Consider the following 16491-nt stretch of genomic DNA (forward strand, 5'->3'; position numbering starts at 1 on the left):
GGGGTGAGATGACCAGGACGTTGAAGCGTGTGGAAGGTGTGGTAATCGGCATGCTCCTGGGTTTCGACGGAGAGGCGCCGCTTGTCGTCTTCCCAGGCAATGCCCAGGAGACCGCAATCCGGGCGCGCAGCCTGACCGAATTGAGCTCCGACATGATAGGCGCAGAGGTGGCGTTGCTCTTCGAAAACGGCGACGTCGGCCGGCCGCTGATCGTCGGGCGCATCGTTGACCCGATCCGCAAGGCCAAGGCGCCTCAGGTCTTCAGGGACGGCAAGCGTGTCCAGATCATCGGCGAGGAGCGCATCGAGTTGCGCTGTGGCAAGGCCACGATCATCATGGACAAGGATGGCCATATCACCATCCGTGGCACCTATGTGACCAGCCACGCCAGCGCTGCCAATCGCATCCGTGGCGGCTCCATCAATCTAAACTGATGCCAAAGATCGTCCTGCGCGAAATCATCCGGCAGCATGCGGAAATGGCGGCGTTCCTGTGGACCGTCTACGACCGCCACCTGTTGCATCCGGATGAGAACCCCGACATGGACGAAGAGCGGCTGGCCCGGCTGGTCGAACGGCTCGACGCACATATCGACGGCTTGCGCGTCGCCGGCGAGGCCGGACGGAAGATCGCCGAGGAGATACATGCGGCGTACCCGGAGGCCGGGGAGCTGTTCGTGCTCAGGATGCTGCAGACCGGCGCGCCAAAGACGATCAGGGAACTGGACGTCGAAAAGGTAAGGGCCTTTCTCGCGGCCAACGGCGTGTGAAGGTCCGGAGAACGATCAGACCAGCCTGAAGCCGTTGCGGTATTCGAGTGCAAGCGACTTCCACGTCTTGCCGTCGAAGCGCCAAGCGTCGACGCCTGCGACATAGAGGAATTCCCCGTCCGTCCGGAGATCGGAGGCCGTGCCGATGTCGACATCGAGGAGCGCGATCTTGTCACCTTCCTCGACTCCGAGGCCACCTTCGTCGCCCCAATATGCCTTGCCCTTGAAAGTCCGCACAGCGAGATGGGTGGTGCTGTCGGCGGGCTCGATTTCAATAACTTCTTCGTTGGCGATGCGCAGGCACACACCATCCCCGCCGGCCACTCTAATGGTGCCGTCTCCGGCGACGTCGATGCCGTAGAAGTGGTCCTGCCTGTGCAGCTCGAGCGCCTGCCAGGTCGAGCCGGCCAGCTTGTGCACGCTGCCGGAATCGCCGCACACCCAGATGCCATTGCTGGCGTCGCCGTGCAGGTCCATGTACTCGACGTCGTTGATCGGCGTGATGCGCTGCCAGTCGGTTCCGACCAGCCGGACAGCGACGCCCTCGGACCCGGCCATCATCGGGCCGCTCGGGCCAGCTGCCCAGACCTGGCGGAAGCTTACGTCGCCGACCCGGTCGCGTGTCCATTCGCTGCCGGCATAGCGCCATACCCAGACGGTTGCCTCCAGCGCGAACAACTCGCCGGACGGCGACGCCGAAAGCGAGGTCAACCACTCCGACGTGACGAGCACGCCTTTCGCAGTCTTCGGGTTGAAGTCGTCGACGACGAAGATCACGGACACCGTCGGATCATAGTCGGAGTTGCTCAGCAGATAGAGGATCGCGACCTTGCCGCCGCCCATCGGCGCTACCTGGATGCATTCGATCGTGGTGTCATCGTCATCGATGAAGTCTTCGAGCTCGTCCTTGGTCATGGTCAGCTTTCCGGCCATCTCGCAACCACCTCACTTGGGGCATTCCTTGCTGGACTCTCCAACATCGTCTGCCGTGACAGTCACATTCTTCGGATCCTTGCCAGCTTTCACGGCGGCGTCCTTCAGCTTCTTGCGCGCCTTCGCGGCCTTCTTCGCCTGGTCCTGCGCCTTCGGGCACGATCCGTGGCACCGCGTCTTTTCCTTCACGTCGTCGGACTTGATGTTCTTCTTCTGGTAGTCGGCGTTCTTGTCCTTGAGGCATTTCGCGACCTGCGCGCGAATCTCCTTCGGAATCTCTGGGTCCTTCATGTGCTTGACGGTGGCGTTGACGCAGACGTCGTTGAAATCCCCGAGCTTGCCGCTCTCGTTGTCCTTGATCCACTTGGCCGCGTCCTGGGTCTTGAGATTGTGCCCAGTCTTGCCTTTCTTGCCGAGGACCTTCTTGCCCTTGTAGCCGGCCTTCCTCGCCTTCGCGGCCTCGCCCGGCATCCACTTGGCCTTCATGCAGATGCATGGCGCCTTCTGCTCGTCATAGTCCTTGCAGCAATCGAGCGTCAGGTCGCGCACACCCTGGACCGTGAAAAACCGGACCTCGGTGGTGTGCTCCTTCTCGTAACCCGGGTCGCACTCCAGTTGATCGTACGGCTTTATCCCGAGCATGCTGCATTTGAAGTTATCCGCTGTTGCCGTCGCAACCCTCAGTATGGGCATCCCGCCGGCTGTCGGCGAGGCGTGATCGTTGGAGCCGAGATCTGAGAAGCGGCTGATCGGTTCGCCATCCATCTTGACGTCACCGGACCAGGCGTGGGCGTATTCCTTGCCGCGGTTCACCGAAGTGATGATGTTCTTCTTCGGTGCGCAGCCGGCTTCGTTACCAGAGCACTTCGTGTAGTAAGATTTGTTCTTCTGGGTGACGGTCTTGCCGCCGATCTTAACCGTGCTTGTGCCGCTGTCGGTGTCGTCATCCATGCTGAAGGTGGGGTAGGGCACGGGCACACCGGGCGGTGTCGCCGGTGTCTGAGGCGGCGTGAAGCAGACATAGGGGAAGGCTGCGATGATCTTGTTGGCCTGCACCTTGCAGGCCACCTCGAGGCCGTTGGCGTAGACCGTCATGCCGCCCTCCTCGAGGCGAAGACGGCGGCACCGCACGCGCCGTCATCCGAGGAGGCCTCGATGAGCACCGGATTACCGGCAGCATAGCCCTTGGCCGCCGCCATCCATGCCATACCCACCATGACAGGAACGGCGGCCGCGCCGATGTTGCCCAGCGCTTCCGCCGGCGACCACAGGTCCTGGAACTCGTGTCGCCCCCGCAACAGTCGGATCGAGGCCAGCGCCGTCTGCTTGAACCAGTATTGTTCACCGACAAGATCCGAGATGCGGTAGCCGAGACGGTTCATGTCGATACCGGTCTCGCGAAAGGCGATGTCGTAGGCGGCCGTCATTCCGTCCGCTCGCAGCGGCAGGTCCTTCGCGTTGTAGATCGAGGCCTGTTCGCGCGCGAGGCCGAGCCCGAACAGTTGGAAGCCTCCGCTGCCCGACCGCCGGCACAAAACCGCGGCGGCGGCCTCGCCTGGGATGAAACCATTAGCATTGTCCGCGGTCAGCAGGCGTCGCTCACCGAGATAGTGGGAGATCGTCGGCGCAGTCAGGTAGCAGTCGACGCCGGCCACCATCACGTAAGGTACATCCCCCGAGGTCAGCAGCCTGCGGGCATGGTCGAAGGCGACATGTCCCGACGGGCGTCCGTGCGCTATGATACGGGATTGGCTGTGTGGCGCGATCTGGATGATCTCGCCGATGCGTCTCATCAAGGCCGAACTGTCGCGCACCGAGCGGCCGGGCCGGCCCTCCTCCGGGAGACAGAGCAGCAGCGCTGTCTGGCCACGCGCCTCGGGCGTGCCTTCATAGGCTTCGACGATGGCCCCTGCCGCCAGGTGGGCGAGACGTTTTTCGCCGATCCAGTTGCGCGGCAGGGGTACTGGCGCGCCAGTCAACCAGCCTTCGGGCGAGCCAAGGAAACGAGTCTCCTGGAAGCCGTCCAGCCGCGCCCGCATGGCGGCGCAAGCGGATGGGGCGTCGAGCCCGACCGCTGTCACCATGCCAATCGAGATGATGTCGAGGATGGCGCTCATGCCGCCTCCGAACCGTCGTCGCGCAATGGCATGCCGAACTTCCTGACGTAACGCTTGCCGGTTGCCCGGGCGAGCAGCATGCCGGGGGTCGGCTCGCCGACCCAGCACTCGGAGAAATCCAGGATCGTACGTTGGAGCCTGTGCGACAGGCGCCAGACGAGCGAGAATCGTCGGCGCTCCGGGTCGAACAGGATGGTGTCAGGCAGAACGCGCGTGTCGACTACTTTGGCGTTGTCCCTGAACAGGGTCATCGGCAACGACGTGTCGGGCAAGCGGAAGCTGACACGTCCCTCCGGTGTCAAGTTTACCAATTGCACCTCTTCCCCACCACGCGGATGGTCGATCTGCTGATCGGACGGAGCCATCTGGAAGTAACGCTCGTCGAAATCCGGCGGCAGGAACGGGAAGACATTCTTGGTCCAGTTGTCGTCATAGGTGCCGCCATATTCGATGCGTCCGGGCCAGCCGCGTCCCATCGGACCGAAGCTCATCGGCGTGTAGTCGCCGAAGGGCGAGCGGATTTCCTCACCGACCTTCTGCGTGTTGGGCAGGCGCAGGCCGGGGATAAGGCGTTGGTTTTTGGTGCGCGACCAGCCGGTGCCGACTGGATTAGCGACGTAGACACCCGGCATCTTGTCGGCAGGGTCGAGCTTGTCGACGCCGCCCCAGGCATTGTCGTAGCTGATCGGCATCTTCAGGAACGGCTGCGGTGACGTTGCGGTGAAGACCGGGCCGATGGCGCGCCATTCGCGGTGGCCCAACACCTCGAACAGCTTCGACCAGTTACCGACCTTGATTCCAACCGGCACACGCTCGGTTGGCCTGCCGCCTGGGGCATGGGCGAAGCCATTGGCGATGATGTCGCAGCGTGGCTTGCGGAAGGCGAAATCGGTTTCCCACAGGGCTGCCGAATATCCCGGCTCGCCTGTCTGGGTGTCGGCAAAGACCAGAGGAGTTTGCTGCGCAGACTTACGAACCTCGCCGCCGGGTTTGTCGGGAAAGTCGAAGGTTGCCTTCACCACGACGACCAGCCAGTCGTGCCCCGCGACGTCGGTTGCAGCGGTGAACTGATGCAGATAGCCCGTCTGGTTCCAGATCTGCATCAGGCGGCACCCCGGTTGACCAACAGTGGTTCGAGTGCCCTGACTGGGTGGTCCGGAGCGACCTCGACCGGGAGGGTCCCGTTTGTCCAGAGTGCGATGCCGAAGACGGGGGCGCCTTCTGCATGGATTTCGGGAAAGGGCAGCTCGGCCAATGCTCCGGCAAACTCGTCGGCTGAAAGCTCGCCCTGGCGCGCCGCGTCGGCAACATCCTCGGCGTCGGCGAACCATTCTGCGGCGGTCAATGCAAGGCTGCTGGTGGGGAACGACACCGGAGAAGCCACGGTCAGCGGAAAACGCCGGCCGGCGCGATCGTGGCTGGGCAGGATGATGCCGGCCATGGGCCCGTTGGCATCTGGGCCGAGGATGAAGCGCAGGGCCAGGTGATCGGGCCAGGCGCCTGACGATTGCAGCGGGGCGAGGTGAGCCGCCACCCACCGGTCCCACGCCCGGACAAAACTCCCTGGCAGCCCGCGGCCGACGAAGTCACCGGTGGCGGCGATCTTGCCGTAGAAGCCCGTGCTCAGATGTGTGTTCAGATGTTCTGGGGGCATGTGAACCTCTTGAACATCTGCAGATTGTAGGGGTTCTCGACGCTCGATGCCTTGAGCTCGAAATCGGCATAGAAATTGTTGGCCCCGAGCCGCAATTTGTAGACGTCGGGGAGTGGGGTCGCGGCGAAGCGGCCGTTCATCAGCAGGCGCAGCCAGGCCCAGCTTCCGGTCTCGTTGACGATCACCTCGGGCGAACCATCGATCGGCTGGAAGGCGAGCGAGATAGCGCCGGTGCCGTCCTTGCCCGGCCATGTCATGGGCTGCGGGCGCGTGGCGTTGTTGAAATAGGCGAGCGTCTGGCCATCGAGATTCAGCGTCATGCGCGACACCGAAGGCGAGAGGTCCTTCGGCTCTAGGGTGAAGTTCATGACCGGGCCACTGCCACCGGGAAAGAGGTCGTCGCGAATGCGCCGGGCCTGCTCGAAGGCGGCAAGTGCGGAGGAGTCGAGACCCATGTCGGCGCGCCATTTCCACGGTTGGGTGGCGGTGTCGACATAAGCGATCAGGTGGTCGTTGGTGAAGGCGTCGATCAGGCCGCCGGGGCCGAAGAGCCGGGCAAAGTCGCGCACGTTGACATCGACGGCGCTGGCCGGGCTGAACGGATAGCGGTCGGTCAGGGCAGCCTGGCAGAAAGGCAGGATGTCGGCGCGCCAGATGGCGTTGAGTTCCGAGGTGACCGCCTTTTCGGTGAGGCCGCTGGTGTCGCCGGCAATGCCGCCGAGCCAGTCGTCGATCGGGTCGGGCAAGATCTGGGCCTGACGCGCCACCGCACCGGTGAGTTCGGCCAGGCCGCCCTGTTTCTTGATCGCATCTTGCGGATCGGGATTGGCGGTCACCGTCTGCAGCACGTTCGACAAAGCGGTGAGAGCCACGACCGCGGCGTCGAGCGCAGGTGGTTGGCCATCGACCTCGGCAACCGCACCCTTCAGGGGCTTGAAGTGGTCGGCGACCAGAGAGCCGGTCATGTCGACCTCGTCGGCGGAGCCGGCCCGAGGCAACAGCTTTGCACCGGTCTTTGCGAGCTTGCCGATCTTGCCAAGCTTGCCGAGGATTTTGGACGCGCCCTTGGAGCCGGCCTTGTCGTCAGCGGGTGCTTCGTCGGAGCGCGTCAGGTCTGTCTCGTGGACTACGGCAGTGACAAGCCGCTTCAGTGCCGAATCCGCGCTCGACAGGTCCTTCAGGTTCTGGCTTGCGACATTAAGGTCGGTGAGCTGGGCGAGCCTGATGTCGCGGAGAAGGCTGTCCCATTGGGCGATGAAATCCTCATAGTAGAGCTTGAGGATATCCTGTGACAGCGCCGACACCGAGGTCTCGGCGTTTTCCTCGCAACCGCCGGCGAAGACGGCCCGGTCGAGCGCCGCCTGGCCGGCGACGTCCTCGACCCGGTCGAGCACCGCGTCGTGGAAACCGGCGTAGGTGAAGGCGCCCGGCAGGCCAACGCGCAGGGTCTTGTCGGAGCGGCGGGCAAAGACCTTCGGGCCGTTAGGCCCGGCGAAGTTGGCGGGGATCCATTCCTTGAGGTCGGCGACGGCAGGATCGGCCAGCAATTGCTTGTAGGCGCGGGCCGGCAGCGAGATGGTGCAGACGCTCTTCAGCGCCTCTGCGACCAGTGCCTGGTCGGGCTGGACGTAGCTGTCGTCGACCGCCATCCGGCTGATTGCGGCCAGCTGGTGTTCCTCGGCATCGGGCGTCGGGAAGGGGGCGATGGGCGCGAACTCCGGCAGCTTGTTGACCCACCAGTCCTGGGCGAAGTCGGTGTCCATCTGCGACAGGCCGGTCATCATGCGGTACGTCTTGAGCGCGCCGAGCATGAATTCGGGATCACGTACCTGCCGCCACATGGTGGTCTCCAGCAACGCCACCATCCGCGGTTCAAGGATGTTGCGCAGGGCATGGTCGTAGGCGTCGGTCTGGGCGCGCAGCAGGTCAGGCGAAGCACTTGGTCCAATCAGGTCGCGCATACCTGATGGAGGAACCGTCCGGGCGTTGACGACCTCGGTCATGGCCGCGAGGGCTGCGTCGATATCGGGAGCGTCGACCGGTGCGGGGCTGGCGGCGAAGGGGGCAAGCGGCGCCTGCAGCGTCTCGAACTGGCTGGCCTGGGCGGTGATGGCGTTGCGGCTGTCGTAATAGGAAAGGCCGAAGATCGTGGCGGCAATCAGCACGGCCGCTGCCGAAGCGGCCGCCGCACCGCGCCAGATCCAGGTCCGACGTTGCTGCGCAAAGGGGTCGAAGACGCCGAGACCGGCTTCTTTGAAGATCACTTCGGTGAGCAGGTTCTTGAGGAAGAAGCTGCGCCGTTCGACCCGTTGCTGCACTATCGCCCGCTGCGGCGGGAGACCAAAGGACGACGACAGTGCTGCCGTCAGCCGGTCGATGGGAGCGCCCTCCTGGGTGGCAGAGGTGAGGTAGACGCCGCGCAGCCAGGCGCTGTCCTCATAGCGGCTTTCGCCGAATATCGTCTCGGCAAGCAGCCGGATGGGCTCGGCCAGGCTGTTCACCTGCGCCGGGAACCGGAATATCTCGGCGCGCCGGGCGAGGCTGTCCTCGCCCTCGAGCAGGGGAACCATCCGTTGCTCGAGGCTGCGTGCCAGCGTCGAGATTTCCGCCGCCACCATCTTGCTGTCGACGCGCGCGTCGGGTGCGAAGGTGGCGCCCCAGACCTGTTCGCGTGCCGTCGTCGACAGCCCGCCGAAATAGGCTTCGAAGCCCTTGATCAGGTCGGCTTTGGTAAGCATCAGATAGACGGGAAGACGGATTTCGAGGCGCTCGTTCAGCTCGGCCAGCCGTCGCCTGATCTTGCGCCCATGCGCCTTGATCGCCTCGTCGCCTTCGGACAAAGCGTCGATGGACAGGGTGACGATGACACCGTTCAGGGCGCGGCGGCCGCGGTGCTTCTTCAGCAGGTCGAGGAACCCGAGCCACTCGACGGCGTCCACGTCGGGCTGGCTCTCCTGCTGGACGTAGCGGCCGGCGGTATCGATCAGCACCGCATTCTCGGCGAAGAACCAGTCGCAGTTGCGCGTGCCACCGACGCCGTGCAGATCGTCGGTGAGGTCGATCGGAAAATTGAGACCCGACTGGCGCAGTGCCGTTGTCTTGCCGGTGGCCGGAGGCCCGACGATGACGTACCAGGGCATGTCGCGCAGGAACTTGCGGCCGCCGAGCTTGCGCCGCTTCAGCTCGTCCATCAACTGCTGGAACTTGGCGCTGACGGCTGCCACGCTTTCCTCGCCGGGGGTGAGCTGCTTTTCCACCGGCGGGGCGGCGATCTCGGCCACGAACATCCTGTTGGCACGGATGGCACGTCGCTGGGCTATGATGAGCCAGATCAGCCAGAGGATGACGAGCCCGGCTATGATGCCGATGCGGACTGTCTCGGAGGCGAAGGGGAAGCTGCGGCCGACAGCGACGATTGGCCCGAAGATCCAGATGATGAGCGACAGGAGCGCCAGCCCGATCAGCGTCCAGAGCCACCGCGACGTCAGCACCGACCAGAGGAAGCGCAGGATGAACATCTGTCACAGCCTCTTTTCGACCAGCACTTCGACGCGCCGGTTGAGCGCGCGGCCCTCGCGCGTGTCGTCATCGGCGACCGGGTCGGTTGCGGCCCGCCCCTCAGAGCGCACGCGGTCGGCAGGCACGCCGTTCTGGACCAAAAGGTCGGCGATGGTTGCTGCGCGTGCTTCCGACAGGCGCTGGTTGGTCGACAGCGGATTGGTGCGCTGAAGGGGGATGCCGTCGGTGTGGCCGACGACGGTGACATTGCCGATCAACTCCTCGTTCTCGTGAATCACCTTGGCGATGGAGACGATAAGAGGCTCGAAACCGTCGGTCAGTTCCGCCCGCGACGACTGGAACAGTTCGGGGTTCGTCGCCTGGATCACGAGGCGGGCGAGCGAAACGCTTTCGGCGCCCTTCAGTGCCGGTCTCAGGCTCTCCGGGGCGGCGGCGGCGAATTCCGGCAGCAGGGCGAAATCGACTTTTTGCACCGGCGCCGGTGCTTCGGATTGCGGAGCGGTGCGCAGGACTTCGGCGCGATCGGCCGGCGGCAGCGCCCGTACCAGCGCCGGCAGTTGCGTCGCCTGGTTGCTCAACGCCATCGACAAGGCAATGTAGATGCCGGTCGCTGCCACCGCTGCGATGACGCCCATCACCCAGATCGGGATGACGAAACGCTGCGGCTCGTCGGAGGCGACAACGCCTCTCCAGTTGGGCGACAGGGGCGCATCCGTTGCATCGGCGTCGCGCAGGAAGCGGGCTGCGGCCACCCGGACAGCGTTGATCGAGCGATCGCCGGCACGTCCGGGAATGCGGAACTTGCCGCGGAAGCCGAGCGCCATGCAAAGATACTGGAGCTCAAGCAATTCCCGGTCGCGGTTGGGATGCCGCTCGAGCTCCTCCAATCGTGAGAAGAACTGAGAGCCCGCATCGACGTCGCCGCGCAGCATCACCACAAGCGGCTGGCGCGGCCAGGCGCTTGCACCGCCCCATGGCGTGTTCAGCGCAAGATCATCGAGCAGGGCTGCAACCGACCAGGCGGCCTGGTCGGCCCTGTCGAGCGACGATCCGGATGCAACGGCCGCATCACGGGCTCTGACCAGCTCTTCGAGCAGGCGGGTGCGCAACGTCTCGGGATTGTCGGGCGGCAACGCGTTTTCGAGTTCCGGCGCAAATTCGAGCAGGGCCGAGAACGCGTCGACCAGCTTGTTGGGATGCGCCCGGGCCCGTTGCAGCGGCACCGCCGGACCTGGTGTGAGAGCCATGCGCTGCATCGGCGAGCCGACCATACGGATGCGGGTCCGCTCACGATCCTCCGACAGGCCGAAAGGATCGTCCTGGCTCATCGCGTCACCTGTTCACCGAGTAGCAGTCGACCTGTGGCTCGCTCGGCAGCACGCCCGAAACGCCGATGACGAAGCCCGGTGCGTCGAGCAGCGAGGCCCAGTGTTCGCTCTTCTGGTCGAGCTCGAGGCACAACCGGTCTCCGTCATAGGGAATTTCGCGCGGTTGAGAGTGTAACGGCTTCAGCGGGATGCCGGGCAGGCGCGACTTCCAAAGGCCCTCGAACTCGCTGGCGGCGCCGACGGTCGCCTGGTTGACGAAGATCTTGCGCAGGGCGTCTTCCGAAAGCTCGGAGCCGACGCGGATGACGATGCGGCTGGAGACGAGCACCTTGGGATTGTCGATGCGCACTTTCCAGACATTGGTGGCGTGTCGCATCACCGGCAGAGCGCGCGACTTCGGCTCGACATAACGCAGGCTGAGGATGAGCGACCGCAGCGTATCCGCCAGAGCCAGGTAAGACGGTCCAGGCGCCATGTGATCGTAGGCCGGCAGCTCGGCCAGCCGCCGCGAGCTCGAGCCGAAGGTCGCCATCGAGCCAGCAAGGCCCGCCAGTTCCATGTAGAGATCGGCTGGATGGAAGATGTCCTGCGCCAGCATGTGGGCGAGGCGAGGGCGCGCGGCATTGGCGAGATGCAGCATCATCAGGTCCTCGACGCTGCGTCCGGGTCCGCCGAGCACCATTTTTGCATGCGCCTCAGCGATCTGGTCGAGGCCGGTGATCACCTCCAAAAGCAACTGCGCGTACCAGGCGACTGCGCCCGTCGCGAGAGTGGGCGGCAGGAATGTCTCGTCGACGGCCACGCCGCCATCTGCACGGAGCCCCCTGATCTCGGTGATGGGCAACGCCGTGTAGCCGCCGACGGCCTTGCCGGGAGCGAGCAGGATCGCCTGCGGGCGGGCGATCTCTATTTCCTCAGGATCGGCACCGCCCTGGACGGCGTCGCGGACGGTGACGATGCGGCCACGATAGCGGGCGCCGCTTGCCTCGACATGTGCCGGATCGAAGCCGACGCCGCCTGACGGTTCGAGCGGCAGCGCGACAAGGATCGCGCCTGCGCCCATTTCGGCAGTGATGGCGATCGGCTTCGGCGGGTCCATCGTGTCGGGGATGGAGAATGGCGTGCCGTCGGGAAAGATGCCCCGCGCCGAAGTGATCGCCACCTGTCCGGCTTCGAGCAGGGCAGGATCGAGCACCAGCGACCGGAAGCCGAAGGTCTGGAGCTGGCCGGCCTGCAGCGCACCGCGGACCGACGCTTCGAGGAAGCGGTCCTGTTGCTGGAAATGCTGCGTCCTCAGGAACAGCCCTTCGGACCAGAGCACTCTGTTTGCATCGGTCATGCGCCACCCACTGCGTCGAACAGGTTTCCACGCGGCCCGGTCAGGCCGAGATGCCTCCACTGCCCAGTTTCACCGAGACGGTCATCGTCGACCCGGGCGAGACCGACTTCGTCGTCCGCCAGTTGCGGCCACCGGGCTCGCGGATGAGCGCGACGAAGCCGAGTGCGGTCGCCTCCGGTTCCACCGTGATTGTCTTGGAAGCGCCCTTGCCGGGAGCGACCGCGATCTGATCCATGCCGATCAGATCGCCGCCAAGGGCAGCGGCGGCGCCGCCCTGCAGGGCGAAGTAGTCGGCCGAGTTGAACTTGCCGGTGTCCTTGAGGCGCATGACCAGCACGGTGACGGGACGGTCGGAGCCGTCGGGGCCGGGGTTCATGCCGGCCTGCCCGCTCATGTTGACCGTGACCGTGGAGGGTTTCGGCGGTCCGCTCTGGCAGGCGGCAAGCAACCCTGTCGCGCCGAGGGCAAGGATGAAGTCGCGCCGGTCGATCATGCGTCACTCCTCTTCATAGGCGTTGCGGAAATCGGCGCCGATCTCGCCCATGAAGCGCGTCTCGGCGCTTTGGGCGATCTCACGGTGGCGTTTCTTGTAGATGTCCCAGAGCTTGGCGCTGCGGCCGCCGGCGAGCAGCGTCTCGAACGAGGAACTCGATTTGAGCTCGGCTTCGAGCGTCACGGGATCGAAGCGGTCGATCATACGGCGCAGCGCGCCCTGAAGGCCGCGCCAGGCGCGGATATGGTGATGGGCAAGGTCGCGCACAGCGTCCTTGATCGCCGGCTCGCCGGCCAGGAAACCCGGGCTGCGCTCGGCCATGATGGTCGCCAGCACGTCATCGACGGTGGGCAGGAATTTGAGCGGATTGACCTCGGATGAGCCGACGACCGTCTGCTCGATGCGGGCGTTGCCCTTTTCCTCGGCCCGTTTGCGCAGGAGCTGCATCAGACCATCCATCATCAGCCGGTACTCGCGGCCGAACTTCTCCATCTCGGCAACGGGGTCGCGGCCTGGTGCCAATACCTCGTCGAGGCCCATGCCGCGCAGGAATGCGGCGCGTAGGGCGTCGTTCGACGGTGCCGGCTGGCGAGGAGCCGGAGCATGCTTGGGCTCAGCTTGCCGGGGTGGTGATGGAGGAGACGGGGTTTCGGCGTGGCGGACAGGACGTTCCCACGGACGCGGGCGTCTCTCGCCGGCCGGCTCCGGATTGATGGCTGGTGGAGGTGGAGGTGGTGGTGCCGCAGCGGGTTCGTTGTCGAAGGAAAAATCCTGTCGAGGCGGCGCTACGGGCGCCTGCCTGACGGGCGCGGATGGCTCGAGGCCGAACGGGTCGTTGAACGCCGCCGTTGCCATTGTCTCGGGCTCGTCGGCGCTGGACGGCGTGGGCGTCGCGACCGGGTCGAGGCTGAAGGGATCGTCGAAGGCTGGCGAACTCTGCCGTGCCGCTTCGTCGCTGCGTTCATAGGCGCGGAACGCTCCCGATGCGGGTTGCTCGAAGGGGCTGGGCAGGTCGGCAGGGCGCGGGCGCTGCGGTTCTTCCTCCGACTTCGTTGCGAAGAAGTCGTCGCTGCCGAGACTGACCGGAGCGCGCGACTGGGCCGGTTGCGGTGCCGCTGCGACAACAGGACTTTGCGGCAGCTCGACGCCCACCACATAGTCGCCGAGCCTCAGGCGCATGCCGTTGCGCAGTTCGGCGGAATTGCCCGAACCGAGCGGACTGCCGGCACCGTCGATGAACAGGCCGCTGCTTGATGTATCGGTGATGGTGTAGCCATCCGGGCCCGAGCTGATCCGGCAATGGGCGCGCGAGATGAACATGTCAGGATCGTCGATCTGCCAGTCCGCCTCGGGGCTGCGACCGATCACCATTTCGCCCGTGTCGAGCCGGGCTTGGCGCACAGCCTGTGCGCGTGGTCCCTGCTCAAGCGTGAGGAGCAAGCTCATGTCCCGACCCCCGCCAGTTCGGGACGCCAGCCGACAACGGTCCGCAGGCGCATATCCTCAGCATCGCCCCTTTCCGAAGGAGGCGCAAGCCACGCGGTCCGACCGAGCCTGGCTGAGCCGATGCGCGCTGTGGGCACGTCCTGTCGGGCCAGCACGAGCCTGAGATCGACGTCGAGGCTTTCGCCGATCAGGTCGCGAACTGTGTGTTTCAGCAAGGCCAGCTTTTTGCTGCCGGGCAGGAAGGTGAGGTAGGTCTCGAGATCGAGTGGGCCGAGGCGCAGCTCTATCCGGCTCTGGCGACTGAATGTTCGTGGTCCGATCGCCGCGCCGTTTCCAAGGCTCGCATAGGCTTGGCCGAGGCGGGACTGCAGGGCTGCCGGAACGGCCAGCCACGCCGCCACGAACTCCTTGAGGCGAACCGGCACCTTGAAAGCCTCGGCGACGAACAGGGTCAGGCGCTCGGGCCCGTCGACCTGGCTGGCGAGTGCCGCGGCCTGGCGCAGCTTGACCGTGTCCATGCCGGGGTTGTCGGAACCGGCCGTTCCCGGAAGGCCGATGCCGGCCATGGCACTGAGCATCGAGACAACCCGCCCGCCGGCGGAGCGCTCGACCTGCACGCCGGGATGAGCGTCGGCCCAGGCGCGGTAGAACAGCGCGATCAGCCGGTGCTGCAGGATGTTGACGAAATCGACGAAGGTGGTGTCGCTGGTCTCGTGTGCATCCGCGCCGGCGAACCATCGCTGCGACAGCCGGTCAAGCACCCAGCGGGTGATGTGCAGCGGCAGCGGTCCCTCAGGCCCCAGCAGACCAATATTGGCAATGGTCACACGCGCCGGAGTACGCTCCGACGCGGCTTGGAAAGTGACGATGTCCTGCGTGGCAAAGCCGAGGCGGATGTGCTGGCCGAGTCTTGCCGGTTCCCGCTCCGGTCGCCCGGAATGACCGAACAACAACTTTTCCTGCCTCTCAAGCCGGCGCAGCAGCTCGAAGAAGTCGTAGGCCTCGGAGACCGGGGCCTCTAGATCAGGAAGCGGTTGCCGGGCGTCATCGGCCATGGCACCTCCTCCTGTCTCTGAAGCAGGCGCGTGCGCGTGCGAACGAAGCCGTTGATGCCCGAGTGGCGGGCAAAGAGCCGGGACAAAAGCGCGCTCAACAGGAGGCTGCTCTGGCCCGACAGGACTGATTGGTCAATGTGAAGCAGGACTTCGATGCCCCGGCCGAAGCACATCGGCCCGGGGATCGACAGGCGTTCGACGACCGGGCGCGATTCCACCCTGACGATCGAGCGGACATGCCGCGCCAGGCCGGGGTCGCCGCGGTCGGCGTAGAGGTCCAGCAGCGCATGCAGCGGGTCCGAGCCCCGGCCTTCCTGGGCGAGGCTGAGGAAGTTCAGCGACAGCTGCGCCACGAGCCGCCAGGCGAGGTCGTCGGCACGGGACTCGCCGTCGGCGCCGGCCGGAAGTGTGGCCGGAATGGACGGCTGCGGCGTCCTGAGCGCACCCAGCAGCCTGATAGATTCGACCGGATCGCCGCTTTCCAGCGTCAGCGACGGCGTGTCATCGAGAATAGGCAGGTCGCGGTTGGTGCAGAGCGCGGTGACCTCGATGCGGCGAAGCGGGCGCGCAACTTCGCTGTCGGCGGGGCGGGAAACGGCGATGAAGACGTCGTCGCCGGGATAGGAGGTGCGGGTGATGCCTTCGCGCCGCTCGTCCTCGGTGGCGCGGCGCGGTCGCCGCTCGGTCGAATAGACCCAACCGTTGCCGCGGTTCTGGCCGAGGCTGAAGAGTGCCGGTATCTCGGCGTCAGGCCCGTCGGCCTCGGCATCCTCGACCTTTGTCACGCGAAAGATCTCGAAGTCGCGCGGACGGGTACGGTCGGCATAGAGCACCTGCCGGGTGCGCCTGTTGTCGAGCTCGATGACATTGCATTCGCGCTCGAACAGGTTGACCAGCGGCGTGGCGAACAGCTCCAAATCGGTGGGAGATAGGTCCGCCAATTCCAGCACCGGACGGCGCAGCAGGAAGATGATCTCAAGTCCGGTCTCGCAGCTTTTCACCACCGGTCGGAGCCCCTGGATACGGGCATAGTGGAAGCGTTCCGGCATGATGAAGTATTCGCGCAGCAGCCTGTAGCCTTCGAAGGTTGGGCGGGTACGCGGGAGCAGCGCTTCGGCATCGCTGATGCCGGCCATCTCGGGCAGCGGCAGCGGTGAAAGCCGCCCACCTTTGCCCTCCGGTCGGGCGGCCATGCCCGAGCAGACACCGAAGATGGTGTCGAACAGGACCGGCGCCTTGGTGCGGCCGGCGAAGTGCAAATCGAGCCGGTCAAGCGCGAGGTCGGACAGTTTCCCCTTGCCTGTGCGGGTCAGCGTGATCCGGAACGCCGCTTCGGCCGTCACGCCCGCAGGCGGGGTCATGCCGGCCGTGGCCAGCGCGCTCCGGTCCTGGAAATAGCCGACCGAAGCGATTTCAACAGGCCACAGGGTCACGTCCTGGACCGTCGTGAAGGTGAGGCGCGTGGGCAGGCCGGGCTGCAGGCTGGACACCATCCGCGTGCCCCTGGCGACCACGTGGCCCGTATTCATGGTCTGCACCTGTTGACCCGGCTTCAGTACCGCCATGGTGGTCGCGGGCGCGGGTGTCAGCAGGTCGGGATAAAGCACTTCGAGAATGCTGCGTGCGAAGCGCGAGCGCTCGGCGTCCACCTTCAGCCGCGTGCGTGCGGCAAGATAGGCGACGCCATCGAGCAGCCGCTCGACATAGGGATCGGGGCAGGGGACGGTATCGAGCGACAGGTTGCGGGCAACGGCCGGGTGCATGTCGGCGAATTCGGCCGCAAGGCTGCGTATATGGGTCAGTTCCTCCTCGTAATACTCCAGGAAGACCCGGTCCAT

14 protein-coding genes are annotated in these 16491 nt (G+C 65.4%); 2 read left to right on the forward strand and 12 right to left on the reverse strand.

The features are described 5' to 3' along the window. The first annotated feature begins 8 nt into the window (after positions 1-8). Positions 9-434 carry a DUF6484 domain-containing protein gene (locus B015_RS0108580; protein ID WP_018427277.1) on the forward strand — a complete coding sequence of 142 codons (426 nt, stop codon included), beginning with the start codon at positions 9-11 and terminating at the stop codon, positions 432-434. Further along, positions 434-769: a hypothetical protein gene (locus B015_RS0108585; RefSeq protein ID WP_018427278.1), complete on the forward strand. Its 336-nt coding sequence runs from the start codon at positions 434-436 to the stop codon at positions 767-769. The genes B015_RS0108580 and B015_RS0108585 overlap by 1 nt, the downstream gene beginning before the upstream one ends. A 15-nt stretch (positions 770-784) precedes the next feature. On the opposite strand, the gene B015_RS0108590 is transcribed toward B015_RS0108585, so the two are convergent. The 12 genes from B015_RS0108590 to tssF are packed head-to-tail and all read right to left on the reverse strand — an operon-like array spanning position 785 to position 16491. Further along, entirely contained in the window at positions 785-1684 is a 900-nt protein-coding gene (locus B015_RS0108590) for a hypothetical protein (protein WP_198292850.1), read from the reverse strand. A 30-nt stretch (positions 1685-1714) separates the two neighbouring features. After that, a complete protein-coding gene (locus B015_RS32480; protein ID WP_018427280.1) occupies positions 1715-2797 on the reverse strand; it encodes a PAAR-like domain-containing protein in 1083 nt (360 codons plus the stop codon). Next, a complete protein-coding gene (locus B015_RS0108600; protein WP_018427281.1) occupies positions 2794-3819 on the reverse strand; it encodes a beta-ketoacyl synthase N-terminal-like domain-containing protein in 1026 nt (341 codons plus the stop codon). Before B015_RS0108600 ends, B015_RS32480 begins: the two co-directional genes overlap by 4 nt. After that, entirely contained in the window at positions 3816-4922 is a 1107-nt protein-coding gene (locus B015_RS0108605) for a DUF2169 domain-containing protein (protein WP_018427282.1), read from the reverse strand. The genes B015_RS0108600 and B015_RS0108605 overlap by 4 nt, the downstream gene beginning before the upstream one ends. Beyond that, on the reverse strand, positions 4922-5473 hold the full coding sequence (tagF, locus tag B015_RS0108610) for a type VI secretion system-associated protein TagF (RefSeq protein ID WP_018427283.1): 552 nt from the start codon (positions 5471-5473) through the stop codon (positions 4922-4924). The genes B015_RS0108605 and tagF overlap by 1 nt, the downstream gene beginning before the upstream one ends. Further along, positions 5455-8991, reverse strand: coding sequence for a type VI secretion system membrane subunit TssM (gene tssM / locus B015_RS0108615; RefSeq protein ID WP_018427284.1), 3537 nt, complete (start codon positions 8989-8991; stop codon positions 5455-5457). Before tssM ends, tagF begins: the two co-directional genes overlap by 19 nt. A 3-nt stretch (positions 8992-8994) precedes the next feature. Further along, positions 8995-10320, reverse strand: coding sequence for a type IVB secretion system protein IcmH/DotU (gene icmH / locus B015_RS0108620; RefSeq protein ID WP_018427285.1), 1326 nt, complete (start codon positions 10318-10320; stop codon positions 8995-8997). 4 nt (positions 10321-10324) lie between these two features. Further along, positions 10325-11659, reverse strand: coding sequence for a type VI secretion system baseplate subunit TssK (gene tssK, locus B015_RS0108625; protein WP_018427286.1), 1335 nt, complete (start codon positions 11657-11659; stop codon positions 10325-10327). Positions 11660-11699: 40 nt separating this feature from the next. Beyond that, complete coding sequence (gene tssJ / locus B015_RS0108630) at positions 11700-12152, reverse strand: type VI secretion system lipoprotein TssJ (RefSeq protein WP_018427287.1); 453 nt, start codon at positions 12150-12152, stop codon at positions 11700-11702. 3 nt (positions 12153-12155) lie between these two features. Then, positions 12156-13598: a type VI secretion system-associated FHA domain protein TagH gene (tagH, locus tag B015_RS0108635; protein ID WP_018427288.1), complete on the reverse strand. Its 1443-nt coding sequence runs from the start codon at positions 13596-13598 to the stop codon at positions 12156-12158. Beyond that, positions 13595-14653, reverse strand: a complete 1059-nt coding sequence (tssG, locus tag B015_RS0108640) for a type VI secretion system baseplate subunit TssG (protein ID WP_018427289.1) — start codon at positions 14651-14653, stop codon at positions 13595-13597. The genes tagH and tssG overlap by 4 nt, the downstream gene beginning before the upstream one ends. After that, positions 14617-16491 (reverse strand): type VI secretion system baseplate subunit TssF, encoded by a 1875-nt coding sequence (gene tssF / locus B015_RS0108645; RefSeq protein WP_018427290.1) that lies wholly within the window; start codon positions 16489-16491, stop codon positions 14617-14619. The genes tssG and tssF overlap by 37 nt, the downstream gene beginning before the upstream one ends.

Source organism: Hoeflea sp. 108, assembly GCF_000372965.1.
GTDB lineage: Bacteria > Pseudomonadota > Alphaproteobacteria > Rhizobiales > Rhizobiaceae > Aminobacter.